At 35.4% G+C, this 25856-nt stretch carries 21 protein-coding genes; 9 read left to right on the forward strand and 12 right to left on the reverse strand.

Annotated features, from left to right (window positions below):
• Both GIY83_RS09490 and GIY83_RS09495 read right to left on the reverse strand, forming a co-directional pair.
• Positions 1-3168: an efflux RND transporter permease subunit gene (locus GIY83_RS09490; protein ID WP_208686580.1), complete on the reverse strand. Its 3168-nt coding sequence runs from the start codon at positions 3166-3168 to the stop codon at positions 1-3.
• Between the two features lie 17 nt (positions 3169-3185).
• Positions 3186-4325, reverse strand: a complete 1140-nt coding sequence (locus tag GIY83_RS09495; RefSeq protein WP_208686582.1) for an efflux RND transporter periplasmic adaptor subunit — start codon at positions 4323-4325, stop codon at positions 3186-3188.
• A gap of 199 nt (positions 4326-4524) precedes the next feature.
• On the opposite strand from GIY83_RS09495, the gene GIY83_RS09500 reads away from it, so the two are divergent.
• The 4 genes from GIY83_RS09500 (at position 4525) to GIY83_RS09515 (ending at position 7897) form a co-directional block, all read left to right on the forward strand.
• Positions 4525-5409 (forward strand): LysR family transcriptional regulator, encoded by an 885-nt coding sequence (locus tag GIY83_RS09500; protein WP_208686584.1) that lies wholly within the window; start codon positions 4525-4527, stop codon positions 5407-5409.
• Between the two features lie 111 nt (positions 5410-5520).
• Positions 5521-6381: an AraC family transcriptional regulator gene (locus tag GIY83_RS09505; protein ID WP_208686587.1), complete on the forward strand. Its 861-nt coding sequence runs from the start codon at positions 5521-5523 to the stop codon at positions 6379-6381.
• An 81-nt stretch (positions 6382-6462) separates the two neighbouring features.
• Positions 6463-7260 (forward strand): inositol monophosphatase family protein, encoded by a 798-nt coding sequence (locus GIY83_RS09510; protein ID WP_208686589.1) that lies wholly within the window; start codon positions 6463-6465, stop codon positions 7258-7260.
• A gap of 10 nt (positions 7261-7270) precedes the next feature.
• Entirely contained in the window at positions 7271-7897 is a 627-nt protein-coding gene (locus tag GIY83_RS09515) for an NAD(P)-dependent oxidoreductase (RefSeq protein ID WP_208686591.1), read from the forward strand.
• A gap of 64 nt (positions 7898-7961) precedes the next feature.
• Here GIY83_RS09515 and GIY83_RS09520 read toward each other — a convergent pair whose 3' ends face one another.
• From GIY83_RS09520 to GIY83_RS09535, 4 genes are all read right to left on the reverse strand, one after another.
• Complete coding sequence (locus GIY83_RS09520; RefSeq protein ID WP_208686593.1) at positions 7962-8276, reverse strand: putative quinol monooxygenase; 315 nt, start codon at positions 8274-8276, stop codon at positions 7962-7964.
• 209 nt (positions 8277-8485) lie between these two features.
• Positions 8486-9277, reverse strand: a complete 792-nt coding sequence (locus GIY83_RS09525; protein ID WP_229029268.1) for a type 1 glutamine amidotransferase domain-containing protein — start codon at positions 9275-9277, stop codon at positions 8486-8488.
• Positions 9278-9405: 128 nt separating this feature from the next.
• A complete protein-coding gene (locus GIY83_RS09530; RefSeq protein ID WP_194614828.1) occupies positions 9406-9975 on the reverse strand; it encodes a Crp/Fnr family transcriptional regulator in 570 nt (189 codons plus the stop codon).
• A 255-nt stretch (positions 9976-10230) separates the two neighbouring features.
• Positions 10231-10737 (reverse strand): YceI family protein, encoded by a 507-nt coding sequence (locus GIY83_RS09535; protein WP_229029270.1) that lies wholly within the window; start codon positions 10735-10737, stop codon positions 10231-10233.
• 157 nt (positions 10738-10894) lie between these two features.
• Here GIY83_RS09535 and GIY83_RS09540 point away from each other — a divergent pair, with 157 nt between their 5' ends.
• The gene (locus GIY83_RS09540) at positions 10895-11236 is read left to right on the forward strand and encodes a helix-turn-helix domain-containing protein (RefSeq protein ID WP_194614830.1); all 342 of its coding nucleotides are present in this window, start codon (positions 10895-10897) and stop codon (positions 11234-11236) included.
• A 454-nt stretch (positions 11237-11690) separates the two neighbouring features.
• A complete protein-coding gene (locus tag GIY83_RS09545) occupies positions 11691-12509 on the forward strand; it encodes an alpha/beta fold hydrolase (protein WP_208686595.1) in 819 nt (272 codons plus the stop codon).
• Between the two features lie 83 nt (positions 12510-12592).
• On the opposite strand, the gene GIY83_RS09550 is transcribed toward GIY83_RS09545, so the two are convergent.
• The 4 genes from GIY83_RS09550 to GIY83_RS09565 form a co-directional block, all read right to left on the reverse strand.
• Complete coding sequence (locus GIY83_RS09550; protein ID WP_208686597.1) at positions 12593-14017, reverse strand: SusD/RagB family nutrient-binding outer membrane lipoprotein; 1425 nt, start codon at positions 14015-14017, stop codon at positions 12593-12595.
• A 12-nt stretch (positions 14018-14029) separates the two neighbouring features.
• The gene (locus GIY83_RS09555; protein ID WP_208686599.1) at positions 14030-17230 is read right to left on the reverse strand and encodes a SusC/RagA family TonB-linked outer membrane protein; all 3201 of its coding nucleotides are present in this window, start codon (positions 17228-17230) and stop codon (positions 14030-14032) included.
• Positions 17231-18038: 808 nt separating this feature from the next.
• Positions 18039-18494 carry a hypothetical protein gene (locus tag GIY83_RS09560; protein WP_065449857.1) on the reverse strand — a complete coding sequence of 152 codons (456 nt, stop codon included), beginning with the start codon at positions 18492-18494 and terminating at the stop codon, positions 18039-18041.
• A gap of 178 nt (positions 18495-18672) precedes the next feature.
• A complete protein-coding gene (locus GIY83_RS09565) occupies positions 18673-19308 on the reverse strand; it encodes a hypothetical protein (protein WP_194614834.1) in 636 nt (211 codons plus the stop codon).
• A 328-nt stretch (positions 19309-19636) separates the two neighbouring features.
• Between GIY83_RS09565 and GIY83_RS09570 the strand changes: the two genes are divergently transcribed.
• Entirely contained in the window at positions 19637-21811 is a 2175-nt protein-coding gene (locus GIY83_RS09570) for a TonB-dependent receptor (protein WP_208686601.1), read from the forward strand.
• Positions 21812-22102: 291 nt separating this feature from the next.
• Here GIY83_RS09570 and GIY83_RS09575 read toward each other — a convergent pair whose 3' ends face one another.
• Together GIY83_RS09575 and GIY83_RS09580 are read right to left on the reverse strand one after the other, a co-directional pair.
• Positions 22103-22669 carry a porin family protein gene (locus tag GIY83_RS09575; protein ID WP_208686603.1) on the reverse strand — a complete coding sequence of 189 codons (567 nt, stop codon included), beginning with the start codon at positions 22667-22669 and terminating at the stop codon, positions 22103-22105.
• A gap of 91 nt (positions 22670-22760) precedes the next feature.
• The gene (locus GIY83_RS09580; RefSeq protein WP_194614837.1) at positions 22761-23519 is read right to left on the reverse strand and encodes a hypothetical protein; all 759 of its coding nucleotides are present in this window, start codon (positions 23517-23519) and stop codon (positions 22761-22763) included.
• A gap of 553 nt (positions 23520-24072) precedes the next feature.
• Between GIY83_RS09580 and GIY83_RS09585 the strand changes: the two genes are divergently transcribed.
• Both GIY83_RS09585 and GIY83_RS09590 read left to right on the forward strand, forming a co-directional pair.
• The gene (locus GIY83_RS09585) at positions 24073-24924 is read left to right on the forward strand and encodes a sensor histidine kinase (protein ID WP_208686605.1); all 852 of its coding nucleotides are present in this window, start codon (positions 24073-24075) and stop codon (positions 24922-24924) included.
• A complete protein-coding gene (locus tag GIY83_RS09590; protein ID WP_208686607.1) occupies positions 24921-25688 on the forward strand; it encodes a LytTR family DNA-binding domain-containing protein in 768 nt (255 codons plus the stop codon). The genes GIY83_RS09585 and GIY83_RS09590 overlap by 4 nt, the downstream gene beginning before the upstream one ends.
• The last annotated feature ends 168 nt before the right edge of the window (positions 25689-25856 follow it).

Consider the following 25856-nt stretch of genomic DNA (forward strand, 5'->3'; position numbering starts at 1 on the left):
TTAATGGTTGGATTGAATTAAATGTTGGTCTGCTACAGGTGTAATTTTTAAACCAAAAAAACGTTCGTGTAAAGATTGGAATACGATAAATAAAACCGGTATTATAAAAATTCCCAGTACCACACCAAAGAACATTCCTCCTATGGTTCCTGATGCAATAGAACGGTTTCCCTGCTCTGTGGCACCACCAGCAAACAGCAAAGGCAATAATCCCGCAATAAAGGCGAAAGAAGTCATTAAGATTGGGCGTAATCGCAATGCCGAAGCCTGCAAAGCCGATTCTACCAAAGACTTACCTTTATGACGCATTTGTACCGCAAACTCTACAATAAGGATCGCATTCTTAGCCAAAAGACCAATAAGCATAATCATACCAATCTGAACGTAAATATTGTTGGTAACGCCTATTAAATTGATGAATACAAATACTCCAAAAATTCCGGTTGGCAAAGACAAAATTACCGCCAATGGTAAAAGATAACTTTCGTATTGGGCTGATAATAAGAAATACACAAACAAAATACAGATTCCGAAGATAAATATCGTTTGGTTTCCTGCCTGTTGTTCTTCTCTCGCCATTCCGGTATATTCATGAGAATAGCCTAACGGAAGCGTTTCTGCCACTTCGTTTATAGCTTTCATGGCGTCTCCGGTCGAATAGCCTTTTTTAGCCTGAACATTCAAATTAATAGAAGTCGACTGGTTTAAATGCGTAACGACTTCGGGACCAAAAACACGCTTTAGCTGCACCACAGATTTTAGCGGTACCATTTTGCCCTGATCGTTTTTAGCATATACTTCATTCAATGCATTTTCATCCATTCTAAAAGGCGCTTCGGCCTGAACCACCACACGATAATATTTTCCAAAGCGATTAAAATCAGAAGAATAAATACTTCCAAAATAAGCCTGCATCGTTTCTAGAATTGTACTTACGTCAAGTCCCAATTGTTTTGCCTTAACTGCATCAACATCCAGCATATACTGAGGAAATTTGGCATTAAACGATGTAAAAGCCGCAGCAATTTCTTTTCTTTCCTTAAGTGATTTTATAAACTGATCGTTTACCTGAGCCAGTTTATCAATTGAACCTCCAGCATTGTCTTTTAGCACAACATCCAGGGCATCTACATTTCCAAATCCCGGAACAGTTGGCATCGAATACGTAAACGAAGATCCTTCGGGTAAACCATCAAATACGGTTTTAATCGAATCCATAATTTTATTGATGTCCTTTACTTTTCCTCGTTCTTCGGGCTGTTTCAATATGGTGTACGAAGCTGCGTACGATGGAGAAACCGAGTTGGCCAATAAATTGCTTCCGTTCACCATCGCATTAAAATATACACCTTCAAACTTACTTAACTTTTTACTTGCTTCGGTAGTTACCGCTTTGGTACGTTCCAACGATGTTCCCGGAGGCATACTTAAAGCCGTCATAACAAAACTCTGATCTTCTGTAGGGATAAATGCCTGAGGCGTGTTGCGTGCCAATACTACCGTTAAAATAGTAACCAAAACCAAACCACCCAAAGCCAGCCACTTTCTTTTAATTAGAAAAAGAACTGCATTCGTATACCTTTTTGTTGCTGCATGAAAACCAATATTAAAAAGTTCATAGAATCTTTGTAAACCTTTTTTATGTTTGTCCTCATACAATTCTGCATGTTTGTTTTTAAGCAAAACGGCACATAAAGCAGGACTTAAGGTTAAGGCATTTACTGCCGAAATCACAATAGCAATCGCCAGCGTAAAAGCAAACTGTCTGTAAAACACCCCAACCGGACCTTCGATAAGACCAATAGGTAAAAATACCGCCGACATAACCAAAGTAATAGATAAAATGGCTCCTGTAATTTCTCCCATCGCGCTGATTGTCGCTTTTTTAGCATCGGTCGAATGGTGTTCTAATTTATGATGAACCGCCTCGACAACGACAATGGCATCATCTACGACGACTCCAATAGCCAGAACGAGGGCAAAAAGTGTCAGTAAATTTATGGTGATGCCAAAGACACCCATAAAAAAGAACGTCCCGATAATCGCCACAGGCACTGATATCGCCGGAATAAGTGTAGAACGGAAATCTTGAAGAAAAATAAAAACGACAATAAATACCAGTATAAAAGCTTCGACCAAAGTATGTTCTACCTGACTGATAGAAGCGTCCAGAAAGCGTTTTGTACTATAAGTAGCTCTGTAGCTGATTCCTTTTGGAAAACTCTTTTTGGCTTCTTCCATAAACTTCAGAATTTCGATCTGAATATCATTGGCATTAGAACCCGGCGTCTGGAAGATTGCAACTCCAATTCCAGGATGTCCATCCAGCGTTTGTGCCGATGCATAGACATGATCTAACGATCCTAATTCTATTTTGGCAACATCTCTTAATCGTAACACAGAACCGTCTGGATTTGCCCTGATCACAATATCTTCATAATCGGGTTCTTTGTTCAGTTTTCCTTTGTATTTAATGGTGTATTCAAAAGCTGTTGGGCTTCCTTCTCCAAATTTACCCGGAGCGGCTTCGATATTCTGATGATCAATGGCTTTCATGACTTCTTGTGCCGTCATTTGATAGCTGGCCAGTTTTCCCGGATTCAGCCAAATACGCATCGCATAATCCTTGCTTCCAAATACCTGCGCTTTTCCAATACCCTGAATACGTTGAATTCCGGGTATAATATTGATCAAATCGTAATTGTTCAAAAAAGCCGAATCGTAATTGGGATTGGTACTTTCAAGATCAATAATCATGATCATACTGTTATTTTGCTTAGACGTACTAATTCCCGTTTTTACCACTTCCTGAGGTAATTGATTCGTGGCCTGCGAAACCCTGTTCTGCACGTTAATCGCCGCCTGATCCGGATTGGTTCCGAGTTTAAAATACACCGTAATTGTTAATGTACCATCGTTTGAAGACGATGATGTCATGTAGATCATATTTTCTACACCATTAATTACTTGTTCTAATGGCGTAGCTACAGAACGCGCAACGGCTTCGGCACTGGCTCCGGGGTATCTCGCAGTAACCACAACAGAAGGCGGCGCAATTTCCGGAAAAGTTTCCATTGGTAATTTCTCCAGGGCTAAAAAACCGAGTATTACCAATATCAATGAGATGACAGTAGCCGTAACCGGCCTGTCGATTATTTTTTTTAACATAACTTAAAAAGGATAGATTATTTATTGGATACTTTTACCTGTATGCCTTCATGCAAGCGTTCAAGTCCTTTTGATACTAACAGGTCACCGGGTTTTAATCCTTCGGAAATGATATAATGTAATGCTGTTTTTTGTGCAACTTTTACCGATACACTTTTTAGCTTATTGTTTTTTTCGACCACATACGCCATGACTTTGTTTTGCAATTCATAAGTGGCTGATTGCGGAATTTGAATTACGTTTTTGTTGTATTGTGACATGATGATTTTTCCGGTATTTCCTGAGCGCAAAAGACCGCCGGTATTAGGAAATGAAGCCCTGAACATAATAGAAGCGGTAGACTTCTCAAACTGTCCCTGAACAAGATCAACCTTTCCTTCCTGATCATAAAAAGTATTATCAGGAAGCATTAAACGAACAGAGGGAATATTTTTTATTTTCTGCTCTATTGTCTTTCCGGCATAATGTTGTTTGAATTGTAAAAAAGCTTCTTCGCTCATCGAGAAATAAGCATACATGGTATTGATATCTGAAACCACAGATAAAGGTTCAGGTTCGTTATGTCCCACAAGACTTCCTACTCTATAAGGCAATTTGCCCACATAACCGTTTACAGGTGCTTTTATAAGCGTAAAACCTTTACTGATCGCGGCACTCTTCTTTGCAGCTTCTGCTTGTCGAACGGCTGAATTGGCGGCATTCAATTCTGCCTGGGCATTTTTGAGCTGCACATCCGAAACTACTTTTCCCTCTACTAATTTTTGAATTCTTGTGGTTTCAATTCGGGCTTTTTCTCTGTTCGCCAACGCGGTTTGTAATGATGCCGAGGATTGATTCAATCGTTCGCTGTAAGGCGTATCATTAATAAGAAACAATGGCTGTCCTTTTCGTACATAAGCGCCTTCGTCTACAAATATCTTTTCCAGATATCCTTCTGCCTGAGGTCTTATTTCGATATTGCTGATTCCTTCGAGCATACCTGAAAATTCTAATTCGGTAGTGACCGAAGTGGTGTCAACTGTAACAGTTGAGACTAAAGGCGTGACTGTTTTTTCTTTTTCTTCTTTGGAGGAACATCCCTGTAAAACCAATAAGCAATAACCGACCACGGACGTTCGGAATATAGTACTAAGCAATGCTTTTAAATGTTGCTGCATGACAATAAATAATTTTTAATGGATTAATAATGAATTGGAAAGAAATTTTCAATACTGGTATTTTGAATTGAAGTTTCTAAAACTGCATGCAAAGGTGTGTCGGAATTACTTATAAAGGAAATAGCATAATTTATAGTTATCTATAAATCAGATTATAGATAATACTCTCTAAAAGGTAAAAAATAAATAACTTTGCAGCATGGTAGACATGGAATGGTACAGAACGTTTAAGACTATATATCAGGTGGGTACGCTAACGGGTGCTGCACAGGAACTGCTTATTTCACAGCCCAATGTAAGTCAGCATTTATCAGCTCTTGAAGCGCATGTGGGTAAACAGTTATTCGAACGTAAACCACGCCGAATGGTGCCAACAGATTATGGCAAACTATTTTATACTCAGGTAATTGATGCTATTGAGAAATTAGAATATATCGAAGCGGAGTTTAGATATACACGTTCTTCGAATATACCTCTGACTTGTATTGGCACATCTAAAGAGTTTTTCTATACAGTATTAGCCCCGAAAATCAGTAAGGCGCCGGCAAATCTTGTTTTTGAATTTTGTCCTACCAAAGAATTAATGCAAAAATTAAATTCAGGAAAGCTGTATTTTGTCATCACTTCAAATCGCAATGACGAGAAAGACATTGTTTACGAACCTATTCTTGCTGTCAATTTGCTTCTTGTTGGCAATAAAGAATTCGATACTGCTGAATTTTACCATTTTATAATAAATAATGAATTGGATAAGGCCGAAAAATGGCTTTGCGATCAGGATTGGTATGCGTATAGTAGTGATCTGGCTATCATTAGACGATTTTGGCTGGAGAATTTTAAAAAGCGTCCTACCATAAAACCACGTTTTGTTATTCCTGATTATAATTCGATTCTAAAAGGAATTTGTTTTGGTTCGGGAATTACAATTGCTGCCGATTATTTAGTTCAGGATGATATTGAGCAAAACCATATTAAAGAAATATGGAAAGGCGTTAACCCTACTCAAAATACGATCTATCTGGCTTATAATAAAAACAATGTTACTACAGACCAGATTGAAATGGTAAAAAAACTATTAAAATAAAAAGTCTGCTTTTGTAATGAAATTTGACTTTTTATATTCCCGGATATGTAAAATTTAGTGTCTATTTTTGTAGACAAACCTTCAATTACATTTTTAAAGTATCTTATCATCTTGAAAAACAAAAACCATATTATCAAACAATTTGAACTTTCGCCTCTTGCAAAGGCAGGAATTATTATTGTTAATATGGAAGATCAGGATGTTGAAAAACACGATATCTCGAAGCCACACAGGGACAATCATTGCCAGTTGATGTTTGCTGTAAACGGAACATTTCGATTGAATATTGATTTCAAAAATATTGAATTTACTGCGCCTGCCTTGATTTGTATCTTTCCTGAACAGGTACATCATATTATAGCAGTAGAAAATCCGAAAGGATGGATGATTAGTTTTGATCCTGCGCTGGTGAGTAAAGAGGTATTACAGCTTTTAGAAAATAAAATTAGTAATCCTTTTTTGCTTCAGGCAGAATCTAAATTTGGGGAACAGCTTCATATTCTGATGGATTTAATTGAAAAAGTACAATTAGAAAACACAAATTCTTATAGCCAAAAAAGTATTCATTCCTTATTACATGCACTTTTAAGTCTAATAGCGGGCGAAATAGTTGCTGCTGCAGCGATTGATAAAACAAAGGAAAACAGAAGTATTATCATTAAGGAATCTTTTATAAACTTAACTAAAGAGCATTTCAAAACCTGGAAACAGCCCGCTCAATATGCATCGGCACTTTCTATTTCGGTAGCACATTTAAATGACACTGTAAAATCATTAACCGGAAGTCCGGTGTCTGTACATATTCAGGAAGCCTCTGTTATGGAAGCCAAAAGATTGCTGTATTTTACAGATAATAGCGTCAAGGAAATTGCTTATGAGGTGGGTTACGACGAAGCTGTTTATTTTGGAAAACTATTTAAAAAAGTAACCAGCCTCACTCCTCTTGAGTTTCGGAAAAAATTCCGTGATTAGAACTATCCTTCCCTTCATTCCAACTACATTAAAACCTCATACCACCATTAGTTTTGCAGTGTAATTAATACATTAATTGATATGCAAAACGAAATTAATATTCCCATCATACTCGATGCAGTACGAAAAGTGGGGAACGTCTTTTTAAAAGACTATAAGCAAAATGCTATTCCGCAAACTATGGATACGCTTTTGAAACAATTAGAAGATATCGACACCTTGTGCCTAACCTCTTTAAAAGAAGATCTATCTGCAGAATTCCCCAATACACACTGGCATATTGGCGATGAGTTTGATACCAATTCGCAAAGAAAACCAGCCGAAGATCAGGAATACTGGCTTTGCGACGCCATGGATGGCGCTATTCAGTATCTTCAGTATATTGCAGGATGGACGATCAATCTGGCGCTTATTCGGGATGGAAAACCTTTCTTTTCTGTAATTTTTGATCCTTTAGCCAATGAAATGTTTTGGGCAAAAGATGGTGAAGGCGCTTTTATGAATGGCAAATTACTGGAACTTAGCCGTAAAACAGATCCGGCTATTATGCTTACTGTTTTTGAATATGGTCATCAGGATAAATCAGATAATGATTTAAACGAAAAAATTGGCGCTACCATTACAAAACTTATCCGCAATTACGGAATAGTTAGAAATTATGGACCACACGGACTGCAATTAGCTTATGTTGGCGCAGGAAGAATTGATTTATTTGTTCAGGAAGATCTTGATACTTATAATTGGATTGCCGGATTACTTATTGCGAAAGAAGCTGGTGCTGAAATCTTCACAACAGCCGGAAATGCATGGAAATGGGGAAGCGAAAGTTTATTGGTGGCACCGAAAAAAACTGCTGAAAAATATCTACAAATTAAATAAACAAACTAAAATGAACATAGCAATCATAGGAGCCGGAGCCGGAATTGGACTGCAATCTGTAACGCAAGCACTCAAAAAAGGACATACCGTAACAGCTTTGTCAACAAACACGAATCAGATCCCGAATCATCCCAATCTCATCAAAATAAACGGCAGCGCTACATCACCCGTAGATTTAAAAAATGCCATAAAAGTTTCTGATGCTGTACTTATTACTGTTGGAACAAAAAATAAAAAAGCAACTACCCTATTTTCTGATATTGCAAGTACTTTGCTACAGGTCACCCAAGATTTAAATTTCTCTTCACCCGTTTTAGTAATAACAGGTTTTGGAGCCGGGGAAAGTAAAAGATACTTAAGCTTTTTTATGAAAACCGTGATTTCTTTATTCCTGAAAGACCAATATATCAACAAAACAAAAATGGAAGAAATAATTACAAACAGTGCTCTAAAATGGGAAATCATAAGGCCCGGAATGCTTACTAATCATGATGCAAATTTGGCTTATAAAGCCATAAGCGGACTTAAGAAAGGAATTAAAGTGGGCAAGATTTCAAGAGCCGATGTTGCTGACTACTTAATCAATGAGGCCGAAAACCCAAAAAGGCTTTATCAATATGTTGCGTTGACGAATTAATAGAAAAAGTAACAGCTTAAGCTGTTACTTTTTTTTGCATAAGTTTTGTTGCTATTTAAAATCCTTACTTTTTTAAATAATCCAAAGGCGTAGCCAACATAATCTCCCTACTTTCTAATAAAGGCACAATTTGTCCCAAAACAATCTCCTGAAAATAGGATGAATTTCGATGCGTTGTTACAGCAGCTTCGCTGGTATATCCCTCAAATAACAGTATCGTATTTAAATCTGAATTACTTTGATGAACGGTATAAAACAGATTTCCTTTTTCCTGAACGCTTTCGTCATGTACTGTTTTTAGTAAATTTAAAACGTTTTCAATCTGACCTTCTTTAACTTTCCACGTTGCAAAAACATGAACTGGATTTTGATTTTCCATTTTTATATTTTTTTTAATTAATATGTTTTTTTAATTCCAGAAATAGTAGCCCTCATCTTGTCATCCCGAGCAACGAGGACACGAGCAACAGCCAACTGGCTAAGCAATCTCCGTTAGTAACTCGACAAAGATTGGCAAGATTATGGACGGCATTTCTTGTGTGATTTCTCGTTCCTCGAAATGACAAGATTATGGTTATTAGATTATAATTACTTTTTAGATTCTAAAATAACAATCATCTTTTCTGCCACTCCTTTTGCAGAAGCCGGATTTTGTCCTGTAACCAAATTACCATCTGCAATACTGTGCGCAGACCAATTTGCGGCAGCGTGAAATTTTGCTCCCTGTTTGGTTAGTGCAGTTTCTAATAAAAAAGGCACATCTGCAATGGCGTAACCTCTTTCTTCTTCATCTGTAAAAGAGGTAATGTTTTTACCTTTTACCAGATAAGTTCCGTTACTTAGTTTTACATTCAATAAAGAAACCGGACCATGACACACTGCCCCCACAACTGCATTTCGTTCGTAGGTTTCTTTAATTACTTTTTTCAGCAACTCATTTTCCGGCATATCGACCATTGGTGCTAATCCGCCTGGTACAAAAACGGCATCGTAGTTAGTGACATCTACAGTCGATAGTTTAACGGCTTTTTGCATTGTTTCCCATCCTTTTCCTGTTAGAAATGCCAGATTTGCAGGATCATTTGCTAAACTAAGAGCATCTAAATAAGGCGTATCTCCGGTTAAGCTCGCAAAATCAATCTGGTAATTTGCTTTTTCGAATTCTGCATAAGGATGCGCTACTTCAGGAAGAAATGTTCCTGTTCTTCTGTTGTTTGGTCCAATGGCATTGGCATTGGATACAATAATTAAAATTTTCTTGCTCATTTTTGTTTCATTTTTAGAAGTTGTGTTTTGTTTTACTGCTTTGTTCTCTTTTTGATTTTGTGCATAAGAAGAAAAAAAGGCAAGTGCTGCTGTTAGGATCATCAATTTTTTCATGGCTATAATTTTTTAGGTTGTTATGAATTATTTATAGGGCAAATTTATGCCGGCTCTACTCCTCAATACGAGGAGCAAAGTCACAAAAAAAGTGTGACGAGAATCACACTTTAAGTTAAACAGGTATATTATTTATTGCCGGAGTAAAGCCTGCTGAGGGTTTCGCGGCTTACCCCGAGATATTCTGCAATATATTTTTTGGGGATTTTTTGCATGAGATTAGGATAAAGCTCTGCAAATTCTTTGTATCGCTGCTGCGGATTATTAGATAGTAATGAAATCACTCTTTGCTGAAGCGCAATAAAACCTTTGGTAAGCTTTATTCTAAAAAAGTGTTCCATTTTGTGCAATGTAACCGAGAGTTGTTCCCTGCCCTCAAGTGTCAGGCACAAAACTTCTCCGGGTTCCATACAAACCACATACATATTGGCTTGTTTTTGATTGAAGTAGGCGATGTAATCAGACATCCACCAGTTTTCTGTAGCAAATTGCACGATGTGTTCTTTGCCGTCTTCATCCAGATAAAAAACCCTGAAAATTCCGCTCATAATGATGTATTCATATTTTGCATCATCGCCTTGCTGAATAAGATATTGATTTTTTAATACTCTTCTTATCGTAAAAAAGGGTTTGATAGACTCAAATTCCTCGTCAGTAACAGGTATTATTTCTTCAATATGTTTTCTCAGCTTTTCCATAGTTTGTTTTACTTTTTCAAAGATAGAGGATTAGTTTTTAATTTTAGATTGCTGATTTTAGATTTTAGATTTTAAATTGTTGGGGATAATTTTACCATCTGACGATATTTTATTGGAGTAAAATAATCTCGCAAAGACGCAGGGTCGCAAAGTTTTTTTGCTTTGTCTTAAGTATATAATCTAAACAAAAAACACAAGTAAAAAGGTCTTTATTCTTTTTGCTTGTGTAATTCAATAAATTCTAAAAGTTGCAGTTTATTCAGCTAACTGACTGACCTGAATGTTTCCGATCAATTTAACATCTTCACCTAATCCAAGGCCTCCGGAATCTGTCATTTTGTTCCATGTCATTCCAAATTCTTTTCGATTCACTATCCCGATTACTTCAAAGCCGTGTTTTATATTGCCTTGCCCATCTTTTTCAGTTCCGCCGTATTCTACCTTTAATTCAATTGATTTAGTTACACCTTTCAAGGTTAGATTTCCAGTCATTTTATAATCATTACCTCCGGTGTTTACAAACGAAGTAGACTCAAAAGTAATTTTCGGGTAAGTATCCGCATCAAAAAAGTCTCCGTTTTGTAAATGTTCATCACGTTGCGGCTGATTGGTATCGATGCTTTTTACGTCGATGGCGATTGCTACTTTTGCATTGCTAAAATCTGTACCATCAGTAATTATATTTCCTTCAAATTTTCTGAATGAACCTGTTACAGTAGAAATAACTAAGTGTTTAATTTTAAAGAAAACTTCGGAGTGCAATGGGTCTATTACCCAAGTGGTTTTGTTTGTCCTAATTTTTTTTTTTACTATTTATTATCAGGACAAAATTATGTAGATTTGCTATACAAAATATAGTAGTTACCCTTGAGTAAGTAGTTACCTTCGCGTAAGTACATGTTTTTAAAATCTAATAATTATGAGTCAAAAAGATGATGTTTGCCAATATCGATTACTGGTTGCAAGGGATGCTTTAGAAGTAATTCAGGGAAAATGGCGTTTGCCAATTATTATTTCATTAACTCATGGCAACAAACGCTTTGGAGAAATACAAAGAGATATTGCTGATATTTCCCCAAAAATGCTGTCGCAGGAACTAAAAGCTTTAGAAACAAATAAAATTATTACGCGTACGCTTTATGACAGTATGCCGGTAACAGTAGAATATTCGCTTACGCCTTTAGGTTTGACAATGAGGAAATTATTAGACGAAATCCTAAACTGGGGCGTTATTTTTAGAAAAGAAATTTTAGAAAAATAATATTATAACTCATACGGTATAATTATTTTTAACACATAGAAACATAGCTTTTAGAACTTCAAAAAAGGCGTTTCACTTTTTTTTAATGAACATAACTTGCTATCTAAAAAATGTATTTCTTTTTGTCTTTCAGATAAAAAATCTATGTTTCTATGTGCTTTTTTTTGAATTAATTCCTGTAACAAAGCTCTTAAAAAATATTTCACATTTAAATAAATTTGTAATCACATAATTTACAGATAATTACAAAAATATAATTAAATTTGAAAGACAAAAAAATCAATCACTATTTACTTCTTTAGATGTAATTTAATTTTGAGAACGTCATTACTTAATCTAGATTAACGGATAGGTCTTTACATCCTATATAAATTTGTACAAGAAATCTAAGTCAAAATAAAAAGAGCAAAAACTTAGATTGAATTAAAATATATTAATCTAAAACCAAAATAAGATGAGTACAATTACAGTTAAAGACGGAACAGAAATTTATTACAAGGATTGGGGAACAGGACAACCAATAGTTTTTCATCACGGATGGCCTTTATCTGCTGATGATTGGGATGCACAAATGATGTTTTTCCTGAAACAGGGATATCGCGTTATTGCGCATGACAGACGCGGACATGGTCGTTCCGGTCAGAGTTCAGAAGGAAATAATATGGAAACTTATGCTGCAGATGTAGCTGAATTGACTGCCGCTCTGGATTTAAAAGATGCAATTCATATTGGCCACTCTACAGGTGGCGGAGAAGTAATACGTTACGCAGCAAAATACGGAAAAGCCCGCGTTGCCAAAGCAATTATCATTAGTGCCGTAACGCCAATAATGATAAAAAATGAAACAAATCCTGATGGTGTTCCATTGTCTGTTTTTGATGAAATAAGAGAAGGTACCGGATTTAACAGAGCGCAATATTTTTATGACTTCCCCATTCCGTTTTACGGATGGAACCGCGAAGGAAAAACTGTTCAGGAAGGAATAAAACACAACTGGTGGCGTCAGGGAATGATGGGTTCTGTATTGGCGCATTATGAAGGTATAAAAGCTTTCTCTGAATCAGATTTTACCGAAGATCTTAAGAGTTTAGAAATTCCGGTTCTTGTTTTGCATGGAGAAGATGACCAAATAGTACCTTACAATCAAGCACCTAAGGCTGCAAAATTGTTGAAAAACGGAAAACTGATTTCGTATCCTGGATTCCCTCATGGTATGCCAACAACAGAAGCAGATACTATTAATAAAGATATTTTAGAATTTTTGAAAGCGTAAGGAATTACGAACTGCTTTTTATAAAAAAACCTCCAAAGTTAAAATTACTTTGGAGGTTTCTATTTTTATAAGGATATAATAACTTATTTTTTATCAAACCATAGTTTGCTGGTAAGCAAATCTTTTCCCTGACCCGCTACTGCAGCGTTATAATTATCACCGTTTAATGATTGCTCTGTACCAGGATAGAAAAAACGCGAAGGGATTTTTCCGTCTAAAACTGTAGCCGGACCCGCTTTCAATACCGGATAATCCAGTCTTCTCCATTCTGCAAAAGCATCAAGTCCCTGACCGTAGAATGCAATCCACTTTTGCGTACCAATCGATTTTGCATAGTTTGTTGCATCGTACTTTACAATTGGCTGATTAAGGTAATTAGCAATAACCGTTGCATCTGTAATACCAAACTGATTTAAAGATGCCGTGATTGCATTTTTATACAATTGTTCTGCATCTCCTGCAATATAACCACGAGCTACTGCTTCAGAAAGATTAAACAATGTTTCAGAATAAGAAGCGATGACAGCCGGAGATGTCGACGTCAGGAAGTAAGTACCTGGTTTTGATGTTTTAGCAAAACCCTGATCATTAGCATCACTGTTTGACAAACCATTGCCACCTCCTACATATTTACCTACAGTTTGATCTGATGGCAACTGCGCAAAAACAGGTAAACGCGGATCTGCTAACTCATATAACTTGTCAACCATAGTTTTTGAAATACGGAAATCATCTCTCGTTTCAAACCAAGCCGAAGCCGGATTTTGCTGTGGTGAACTGATGTAGGTAAACTTGAAAGTATCGCTATTACTGCTAAGTACTCCAGCAACATCTGTTGTAGCATCGATAGCAGCTTGTTTTGCTAAAGCAGATTCCTGGTCAGAAATTCTCAACGCTATACGCAAGCGAAGTGAGTTTACAAACTTTTTCCATTTTGTGATGTCTCCTTTATAAACTAAATCCCCCGTTACTGCACCATTGGATGTACCTAACAAAGACTGAGCTTTTTTCAGATCTTCAAGTAATCCTGCATATACATCCCACTGAGGATCATATGATGGTGTTATTTTTTGTCCTGCTTCTTTATAAGGAATGCTTCCGTAAGCATCTGTCAGCAATAAAAATGTCCATGAACGCAATGTAAGCGCAATTCCTTTATAATTTGAATTGGCCTGATCTGCCGGAAAATTAATTATCGTGTTCAAATCTGTAATTAAGGTCGCATAACCTGTATTCCACAATGTGGTGAAAGATGTATTAGACACATCGTATCTGTCCGGTTCAGTATATTGAATTTTAGCCCAATGCTGAACAAATAACAAAGACGAGTTAAAGTTATTATCGGCACCCCAATATAGGTCAGCGCCCTGTTTTAATGATCCTGTTAACAGGTAAGGAGCTAATGGAGTTTCGGTTGCATTTGGATTTTTATTGACATCATCCAGAGTGTCGCTACAAGAGACCAATGTCAATGCAAATAGCGTTATATATGATAGTTTTTTTAGCATGATTTCGTTTTTTTAAAATTTAAGATTAACATTAAGGCTAAAACTTCTGGTAGTTGGCAAAGATAAACTCTCCAATCCTTGTCCGTTTCCGGTATTAAAAGCCGTTTCAGGATCGATATTTGGTGCATCTTTGTAGATAAAAAACAAGTTACGACCAGTAGCAGTGATACTTGCAGCCTGGAAACCAAGTTTCTTGATAAATTTTCTATCAAAATTGTAACTAAGTTTTACTTCTCTTAATTTTACAAAAGTCGAACTGTAGATATAAGCTTCACTAATGTTATATGATGCTTTGTAATATTCCTGCGCACTTAAAACCTGAGTATTAGGAGTTCCGTCATCGTATACTCCTTTAAAGATCATACCATCATCATATACTATTGCGCCTGCAGGAGCAGTTGCACCAGCTGGTAATAAGGTTTTTACTTTTCCTGCACCTGTAGTTACTTCATAGTAATTTAATCCCCCATTTGCTGCATCACGACCCGGAAGCGTTTGAGCTAATACACCTGTATAAGTACCTGTTCTGTTCGTTCCTGAAAAAATTTCTCCACCTACATTCGCATCAACAAGGAACGAAAATTCAAAATTCTTGTACGATAACGTGTTTGTGATACCACCTAAATAGTCCGGAGTATAATGTCCTAATACTTTCTTTTGCGGATCAGCTTTTGGTAATCCGTTCGCACCTACAACTATATTTCCGTTTGCATCACGTAGATAAGCTGTTCCATAAAGCGCCCCATAAGCTTGTCCTACAGAAGCCAGCACATCAACACCACCTGAACTTGCAATGGTATAGTTTTTAATCAGTCTGTCATAGTCAAGAACCTGTACTTTGCTTGTATTCTTTGCATAATTCACACCCACATTCCATTTGAAATCCTCTGTTTGAACAGGTGTTCCATCCAATTGAATTTCGATACCACGGTTGTTTATTTTACCTGCGTTGATTAATTGTGAATCATAACCACTCGCTGTAGTTGTTTTTATTTCCAGAATCTGGTCGAAACTGTTCGTGTTATAATAAGCAAAATCAAAATGCAATCTGTTTTTCCAGAAAGAAGATTCTAAACCTAATTCAGTAGAACGGGTTGTTTCCGGTTTCAGGTTCTCGTTAAGTTTCTTTTTAGAAGAAGTCTGAATTGGATTTCCGTCAAATGCAGCCTGAAAATTATAAACTGTATTCAATTGATATGGATCTGCATCGTTACCTACTTCAGACCAGCCTCCACGTAATTTTAAGAAATCAAGTGTATTGCTTTTCAAATTCAAGGCATCAGATACTACTAAACTTCCACTAACAGAAGGATAAAAATAAGAACGGTTACTGCTTGGTAATGTTGATGACCAGTCATTACGTCCTGTTACGTTCAAAAACGCATAATTTTTATATCCTAATTGTGCCGATGCATAGACACTGTATACTTTTAATTCTGAGAATACATTCGATGACGTTAAAGGATCGCGCGAATTAGTCAATGTGTATAAATCAGGTACGGCAAGACGAGGTGCTTTTTGATAATTGTTTGCATCGCTATGATTACGTTCATTGAATCCGGCAAGAGCATCTATACTAAAATCATCGTTTATTTTTTTAACATATTGAAAAATACCTTCTGTATTTCTTTCATCTACAGTGTAAGCATCTTCAGCATACGAACCAAAAGGAGTTCCGTTTGTACCATATTTAATCTGGTATTTTCTGCGATCATTATAATAATCAACGGCAGTACGGAATCTAAAAGTAAGCCCGTCGATAATTTTTGCTTCTAAATGGATATCTCCTATAAAACGGTTACGTTGTTGGCTTGTAGTATTGTAATATGCATTCCAATAAGGATTACTATAGTAACTGTTATTCCAGTTAACATCTCTGTTATTACGCAATTCATCAGTATCTACCTGACGTCCGAACCAAAGAAACTGAAGCATTACACCCGCTGCACGGTTACCTGTTGGTCCACCCGGCAAAGTTGGCGCAGTTGTCACGATATAATTCGCCGTTACCCCTACTTTTATGTTTTTAGATAATTGGTAATTAGTGTTAACCGTAAAGTTAGTTTTGTTTATTTCACTATTAGGCACTGTTCCTAATTGTTTTTGATTATTTACTCCCAAACGAAAATCTGATTTATCATCTGATTTTGCAATAGAGATACTATTATCGTAAGTAAGTCCTGTATTAAAGAAGTTTTTCACGTTATCCGGATGCGCCACAAAAGGAACCGCTACACCTTTAGAATAAAACTGAGGAATAAGACGTCCGTCTAGTTTAGGCCCCCAACTTTCATCAACTCCATCGTTCACTCCGCCACCTTTACCATCTACATAGCTAAACTTTCCGTTTGATCCCTGTCCAAATGAGTTTTGAAAACTTGGTAAAGTAGCCACCTGAGAAATGGTTATACCAGAACTAACAGTGATACCAAGTCCTTGCTGACTTCTGCCTGATTTTGTTGTAATAAGTACCACACCATGCGCAGCACGTGATCCGTAAAGAGCTGCAGCATTTGGTCCTTTTAGTACTGTTAATGTTTCAATATCGTTAGGATTCAAATCAGAAACTGCATTTCTAAAATCACGAGAAGCCGCAGCTCCCCCAGCAGAGTTCAACTGCGAGTTATCTACCGGAATACCATCAACCACAAATAACGGTTGGTTATTTCCTGAAATTGAAGTTTCTCCACGAATAATAATACGTGACGATCCCATATCTCCCTGAGAATTCGTGATACGTACACCGGCTAATTTACCGCTAAGACTATTTAAAAAATTCGTTTCTTTTGTATCTGATAATTCCTTGCCTTTAAGTGCCTGAGTGGTATATCCTAAAGATTTCTTTTCTTTTGTAATACCTAATGCAGTTACCACTACTTCAGACAACGCATTTTGTTCCTGCTCGATACTAACAGTAACCGGATTGGCAGTAACTACTACTTCGGTTTTTTTGTATCCTAAATAACTTACGATTAGTGTGTAAGGAAGTTTTTGTCCTGTTTGGAAATAAAATTTTCCATCAAAATCTGTTACAGCTCCGTGTGTAGTACCTTTAATGTTTATCGAAGCGCCTATCACTGGTTCTTTTGTAACAGCATCAACTACGATTCCTTCAAGTTTAGATTGAATTAACGGCTTGGTCTCTTGTGCTTTAACCCCTATGGAAATCAACAAAATGCATAAATATGCATATCTATTTAATTTTTTTTTCATTACTTTGTTTTAGTTTAATAAATAAGAAAGTCAAGGACAGATTTACTCCACTCCTGCTTCCTTATAGAGATGTACAATTTCTTTAAGCTTCACCATTTCTGCTGCAACAGAAATGGTCTTTTTTTTTCAGCTATGCATTCGTCTTTTCATTTTTATTTTTTTTTTGATTACTATTATTTGTGTGAGACTTATAAGATTTTAGTGCAGAAATTAAACTCTGATATTTCTAAGAAAACTACGTAAATTACTGTTAAAGCCTTATTTTACTATAAATTCTACTAAATCGATAGAACAAAGGTAAATTAAAAATATTAGTTCCAAAATTTTAACCGAATTTTTTGAAAAAAAAATGTTAATTAAATTGAGTATCATTTTTAAAGCACTAAAAACAAAACAGTTAAACGGTTTAGTCTTTTTTATTGCGTGTAGGAATTTTTCTAAAACAGATAGCATCAAAATTGAAAAAGTAACTTTTCTAATGATTATTACCAGAGGTTCTTACTACCTGAAAAAGTGTTAAAAAAAGTTTTTAGATGATGAAAAATCCAATCTAAAATGAAATAAAACTACAGACACTAACGAACTATGCTTAAAAGAAGCATAACAATAATTTTAAGAAAGAGAAAAGCGTCTTTATCGAAAGAAGTAAAATAGAAACTAATGATCCTGAAACTTAATTAAGTATTTGTATTGCCAGGGATAATTAGTTGCAAAGAAATGAACCAGCATAAATAAAGAAACTGGTTTTTAGGCAAAAAAAAAGTTTATACTTTTCAGTATAAACTTTTTTTTGCTCTAAAATTATAAATTACATTTCGTTCAATTCATTGAACTCGTGTAAAGATTTTAATGTGTTTTCGTAAAATAAGATTGCCGCAACAAGATTTCCTTTGTCTGAGTATGGCATCATTTTTCTTTGAAACTCTACTGTAGTATCCAGGAAAGTTGTAGTACCAAGTGCCTGGTTTTCTAATATTTTTTTATGAACTCCATCGTCTGGAATACCTAAATCGGCCATAGTAACACCTGGCTTAGTAACCAAAGCGATGTAAGGTAGGGTTTTTACTAAAACTTTAATACGCTCGATGTATAGTTCCAGAAGTTCTCCCTTTTGCATACCGCTTAATTCTTTCTGATCATGGTATTTACGGATTAAGGCTGTTGTGCTAATAATACTTCTTGGGGCGTTTTTTGCCTGTGCAGAAATTGCACCGGTTGTCAAGAAGAAAAGTACGCATAGTAATAAAGTAATTTTTCTCTTCATTGTATAAATGTAATTGGTTGTTGATAAAAACAAAAATATATAAATTAACTTAAAATACAACTTTATTAATTTCTTTTTTTATTTAATAGTTGTAATTTCTTACTATATCGATCTCTATTCTAACTATTTAATTATTTTTTGTGAGATGCTGAAATTTTAGCCTTATTGCTGTTAATTTTTATGACTTGATTATTCTAAAACGTCCCGGATATTTAATCCAGATACTTTTTTTGTTGCCATAATAATCCATGAATTCTTCGCACACAAAAACTGCATGCACCTTTGACCATGCCACAACACCGCAAAATTCACTGCCTGATTGTCGCTTTAGCTTTTGTATTTGTTTGCCCAGTTTAAATCCTAAATATTTATAGATGGTTGGGGTATAAACTGCACCATCTTCTAAATCTTCTAATGCCCTGTCAAAAGTAGCTTCCTTATCAATTATCTGTTTGTATTTTGCCATTACTGCATAAGTCAATACAGCGTAATCTGTTATTTTTTCGCTCTCGCAATTGTCTTTGATAAATATAAAACCCGCAGATATTTTGGCTTTATTTATTTCGTCACTATTCAGCTCAAATGAGGCATCGTTTTTTAGCGTTATCCTTTGTAAATTATCGTTTATTTTTTCGGTTACAAAAAGATTGTCTAATCCATAAACATTCAAAGAAGCCTTGATAAAAGCAATTGATGAACAGTTGGTGCGTTCTCCTTGTTTAAAGCTTTCAAATATTTGATCTGAACTCAATTGTGCATAAGAAGCAGAACAAATAAAAATGAAAAATAAAAATGTTGAAGTAACTAATTTCATTGTCTTTAGATTTTATAATTGTTTCCCCAATGTTTTTTTGGCGAATATATAGTTTACAAATCTATAAAAAATCAACTCATAGTTGTTTTTTGATTCTTAACTTTTATCAAAAATTATAATGATTGTTTTTTACGGTTAGCATTCGATACTAATTTCAATAAAAAAAATAATCAAAAATTAAAGAAATTATTTAAATCCGTATCTTACTAGTTATCAACACAATCAGGTGTAATTGAGTTTCTCTACCACATAAAGTGATAATTTGCAGCGTTTGTTTCTTGTTTCATTTTCTATATTTGCGATTATTTAAATTAAATCTAAATAAGAAATGATAAAAATATCCCCCTTACTTTTCATGCTATTTATGATAAGTTCGATTTCTGCACAGCAAGTTTCCAAAACAAATACAACTACTACAAAAGATCAAAACATCAAAAGCCAGGATACAATCTTACCGGATCATTCGGGCACTGATAATGAATTAAAAGAAATAGTAGTTTCTGCATCCAGACAGCCGGAAATTTTAAACGAAGTCCCTTCATCGGTTACTACATTATCTAAAAAACAATTACAGCAACAACTTAATATAAGTTCTAATCTTAGCGATATCCTGGGCGCATCTGTACCTGGTCTGGGTTTTTCGACTAACAGAACTCAAAATTTAGGTCAGACTTTACGAGGCCGACGCGTGTTGATTATGATCGACGGAATTCCTCAATCGACACCGCTTAGAGATGGTGCCAAAGATATGCGATCTCTTGATCCTACTGTTTTAGACCGTTTAGAAGTAATTAAGGGAGCAACCGCAATTTATGGTAATGGCGCAGATGGCGGTTTGATAAATTATATTACCAAAAAAGCAAATGTTGACAAAGCAATAAGTGGATCTACAGAGGCGGGAACTAATTTCTCTCTTGTAAAACCTAAAGGAACAGCGGGTTTCTTTGTATCTCAGTTATTTACCGGAAAAGTAAATAAGATCGATTATGTGGTAAGCGGACGTTATGAAGAAACAGGATTGTATCGCGACGCCAAAGGACGCGTACTTTCTCCGGAATACGGAATGAATGATCTTAGAAACTGGAATGCTTACGCAAAAATTGGTTACGATATCAATACAAACAATCGTATAGAGTTAATGTACAATTATTTTAATAGTACGCAGCATACTGATTATATTGCAAAAGCGGGAGTTTATGGTAATTTTGATTCGCCAACTACGGGAATAAAAGGACAACGCCCGGGAGTTCCTGAAGGAACACCTTATAACCATAACGCCAGTTTGAGTTATACCGGCAAAAATTTAATTGGAAATACTGATGTTAATGCTACGCTTTACTTTCAGGATTACCTTACGCTAATTAACTACAGTGACTTTTTTGAAAATAACGGACAACCGGCTACACAAAGTAAGAAGCTTGGTTTTCGTTTAAATTTGAACACGCCATACGAATTTAGTTCTCTGATATCAGGTAATATAACATACGGATTGGATATTCTTTCGGATATAACAGATACACATCTTACTGATGGAAGATTAGTAATTCCTGAAATGAATATGACGAATTTAGCGCCTTATTTTCAGCTTAAAAATATGTTTGGACCAAATCTGGTCTTAAAAACGGGTTTAAGACTCGAAAATGTAAATATCGATGTTCCGGATTATACAACTATTGGTATTCGTAATTATGTAAACGGAACTTACGTAGGCGGCGGCATTGCTGTAAATGGCGGAGCTCTTGATTTTAATGCGCTAATGTTCAATGTCGGATTGCGTTATACAAAATGGTCTTTGTTTAAACCTTTTGTAAGTTTCTCCCAGAGTTTTAGCGTTGCCGATTTAGGTTTGGTACTTCGTGCTGCCAAAGAAAATACGGTAAACAATACTTCGATAAAAGCAGTTACGGCCAATAATTACGAATTTGGATTTTCAGGAGCTTTAGATAAGCTTTCTTATGAAGGTGCTGTGTATTACAGTACTTCTAAACTAGGGGCTTCTTACGTTTACATTGACGGTAATCCACAGATTTCACGTTCGCCTGAAAAAATTTATGGTTTTGAAGTATCAGCAAAATACCGTCTTCATTCTAAAATCGATATTGGAGCAAATTATTCTTTTACAGAAGGGAAACGTGAACTTACAGACAAAAAAGTATATTTAGGAGGTGACCGAATCAATCCGCCAAAACTAACCGCTTATACCGTTTTTAGACCTTTAGAAAACTGGTCGGTTTTCCTGCAAATGATCAATACATCAGGCAGGGATAAATTCGAACCTGTAAATGGTGCTTATACTTACGGAACAGGGCCTATAAAATCTTTTACGGCTTTTAATCTTTCTTCGAGTTATACTTTCAAAGAAAAAAGCACCATTCGTTTCGGAGTCGAAAACTTATTCAACAAAGACTATTATTCTGTTATTTCGCAATGGCAGTCTAATAGTATGAATTATGTAAAAGAAAACGGGACACGCCTGACCATCAGCTTTGCGCAGGCGTTCTAATTTTCACCATTATAAGGAATCAAAAAAAGTCCTCAGTAAATATAGATTTACCGAGGACTTTTTATTTCGAACTAAACAAGTTCATTTTGTACGACCAATAAAAAGTTTTTACTTTTTAGCCAACCCAATCATCATTTTTCAATACCTAAACTACTATTTATCTTTTCGTTCAATTCTGTTCTTGCCTTTAAAACAAAAGTAATTGCGATACTAATTACAACACATAAGGAGATAAACAAGATTGCTAAAGTGATAAGCAGGCCTTTTAGTATTTTATAAAAATCCATTGTACTAAAGCAAACGAAGAGACAATCCTGCCTGAATCTGATGACTGTTTGCCTTTGCGCCAAAGTCACTCACATCAGAAAATCCCCAAACATATCTTGCATAAATCGTCACCGGTCTTATATTGACCTCGGCTCCGGCAACAAAGGCAAAATCAGTTTTTTTGAATAGTTTTTTACTATTATTTAAAACTGTTTCATTACCACTGGCCAGAAAACTAAACTGCGGACCCGCTACAACAGTAATTAATCCTTCACCGTTTAAACGCAGCAATACAGGCACACTTATATAGTTTAGCGTTTTGTCTTTTTTGAAAGCATTATTAAAAATATCTTTATAATTATCTATTATTTTGGTATTCGTCTGATTGAATAATACTTCTCCCTGAAGCCCTACAAAATCCGTAAAATTGTAGTAAGCGAAACCACCCAGCTGATAACCCAGCTCAAAATCACTATCAAAGTTTTTACCATCGAGTTTATTCATATTTACACCGCCTTTCACGCCAACATGTATCTGGCTATAACCGAATATAGACATGAATAAAGCTGTGGCTATAATAAAATTTTTCATTTTTTAATATCTTTTTAATTTAAAATAATACGATCCCGTACTACTGTTTTGTGTAGAAACGGCAGATCTAAAAAAACTGCCGTTTCTTAAATTATTTCTTCGTGTAATTTGAATATTCTGTAATCGTTTTTATATTAGTGGCCTGTCCTATAAATTTAGCTTCCATATTAAGGTTTTCATTTACAGGAACATATTGTCTTGCCTCATCGTTCCACTTGTATTTCACTACAATATCAAATTTATCTGCAGTAAGAATATTCACTTTTACCGGCTTTTCGTTTAGCGTTTGTATTTGCTCCATCTTTTTGGTTTTAAGATTGATGGTCATATAAAATCTACAATCTTTTACAAAAGCATTTTCTTTGGTAAGAGAAGCCGTCTCAACCTTATAACTAATGACCAATTGATCCGGTGTTTCTTTCTCAATTTTATAACTTGTATCATCTGTAGGCGGCGTTGACGAAGCTTTACTCTGATTTTTTCTAAAAGAATTTGTTGCCGACTTAGAAGGCGATTTTCCGTCTATAGAAACCACAGTCCATTGTTCAACTCCGGCATTAGAAGGATCGAATTTTGCAATTGTTACGGCTTCGCTGGCGCTCGTGATTATCGTTTGTTTAAAATCAAAAGCAAAATTATCAGGTCGTTTTGTTTTCTCGGGATTAAGGACGCTGGAATCAATTCCGTATTTAAAAAAGGCATCTAATACCTTTGATTTTTGTGCAGAAGCCATAGAAGTAAAAAGCACCATAAAAAGAAGCATTAAGGCATTCATGCTATAATTTCGTAAACGAGAATTCGATTTTATCGTTTTGAAATCTTCTCGTGTCATTACCATTGTTTTTTTCATTTTTTTAAAGATTATTTGTTATAATTATGGTGCAAAAATATTGTCGGTTTGTCTTTTCAAGGGAATTTATTAGGTGAAGTGACGAATCTGTCCAGTGAATCGTCGATTTGGGTTATTGAACCAAAATGCAAGTACTCTTTTTATCGAAAATCCCTTATATACAGTACCTTTAGATAACATAAAATAAAGCACAGGCACTCAAAAAAATTTCTTATTTGATTTAAAACTCCTTCAAAATTCTTTTATTTGCACACTCAAAAAGGAATCAGACAACTTTTGATCTCCTGTAAAAACAAATCCCGTGCATCATACCGAAGAAATAACCGATCCTGTCAAAAAGAGCTACCAAAAGAGTCTGCTCCTGATCACGTTTTTATTCTTGGGCTCTTACGCAACCCTCTTTATTTTATTTCCATTTTCGTATTGGCGGGATTATTTTAACTTACCCGCTCATTTGATGCTTCTGGATATACTAACTAATATTATTTTCTGCACTATAATATTGATTGTCAGTCTTTTTATTGACAGGGTTTTAAACAAGAAAATATCATGGATGGTAAATCCTGTAAAACGCCTAATCATTCAAATTATATTTCAAAGCTTTGGAGCATTATTAATCATTATTTCTTTAAGCACCATTTATTATAATTATGGCGATTATTTAACGGTTACTCCACCGGTCAAAGTAGGTGTGCGGGAAGCATTATATACAATTATTTCGATCATATTATGGGCTTTAATGATAAGCGCGCTTAATACAGGCGATTTTTTGCTGAAAAACTGGAAGAATGCTACTATAAAAGCGGCAGAATATAAAGTAAAAGCAGCCGAGAGTAAACAAATAACAGCCGAAATCGAACTGCAAGCCCTTAAATTACAGCTTGATCCACATTTTGTTTTTAATAACCTAAGCGTACTTTCGGAATTGATACTAAAAGATCAGCAGTTAGGACATGAATACACCGAAAATTTTGCAAAAGTCTATAGGTATCTACTGATTAATTCCAGAAAGAAACTGGTTGCGTTACAGGAAGAACTGCAGTTTCTGGAAGCCTATCTTTTTCTGATTCAGAACCGTATGGGCGATGGCTGTACTTTTTATATTGACATTGATAAATCGAAACTGAGCATGCAGATCCCGCCCATTACATTGCAGCTTTTTATCGAAAATGCCCTGAAACACAATCGTACCGAAGAAGAAAATCCGTTGCAGGTTAAGATTTATTCTAATGACAATGAGGAGATCGTAGTATCGAACACTATTTTACCGCTCATAAAAAAAGCACCTTCAACACGAATCGGATTAAAAAATATTATCAATCGTTATGCTTTATTAAGCGACCGAAAAGTTTCTATCGAAGAAAATAAGGAGACTTTTACCATAAAAGTACCACTCATTAAATGAATACAATAAAAAAAATATTAATCCTTGAGGATGAAAAACTCAACTCGGAAAGAATTAAACGTTTGATTCTTAAAATAAAACCCGATGCCGAAATTGTAGGGGTTTTAGCGAGTGTTAAAAATACCGTTTCCTGGTTATCCGAAAACCAATCTCCCGATCTCATCCTTATGGATGTGCAATTGGCAGACGGACTGAGTTTTGAAATTTTTAATCTCGCAACTGTCACCTGCCCTATTATATTTACTACAGCGTATGACGAATATGCCATTAAGGCTTTTAAATACAATAGTGTCGACTATTTACTAAAACCAATTGAAAAAACCGAACTCGAAGCGGCTATACTAAAATTAGAAAAATCTTTAAAACAATCTTTCAAACCCAATTCTCAGATTGAAGAACTAATCGCGTATATGCAGCCCAAAGAATACAGGAACCGTTTTCTTATACCGTACAGAGATGGGTATCGAAAAATTGATGTAGAGGATATTGCCTGTTTTTACTCGAACCTGAATATTAATTATGCCTATTTATTTAATGGCGAAGAAGTTGTCGTACCGCATACCCTCGAAGCTCTCGAACAGGAACTAAATCCTAAAAGTTTTTTCAGGGCGAATCGTCAGTATATTATACATATAAATTCTATCGAAAAAATCGATAACTATTTTAATGGCAAATTGAAACTAAAAATCAAACATAGTAAGGACGAAGCTGTGATTGTGAGCAGGACAAAAGCTTCCTTTTTGAAATTATGGCTCGATTATTAATTTTTTTTCTTTCAAAGTAAACCGTTGAATAAAAATCAATACATTTGTCGCTCATCAATAAGAAAAATGAAAAACTTAATTAACATCACTATTATTAACATTATTATCATTCGATAATGATCAGGGATGTTATATAAATAAGTACATAGGTACATTTAAAACCTCCCT

This window comes from Flavobacterium sp. SLB02 (assembly GCF_009664855.1).
GTDB lineage: Bacteria > Bacteroidota > Bacteroidia > Flavobacteriales > Flavobacteriaceae > Flavobacterium.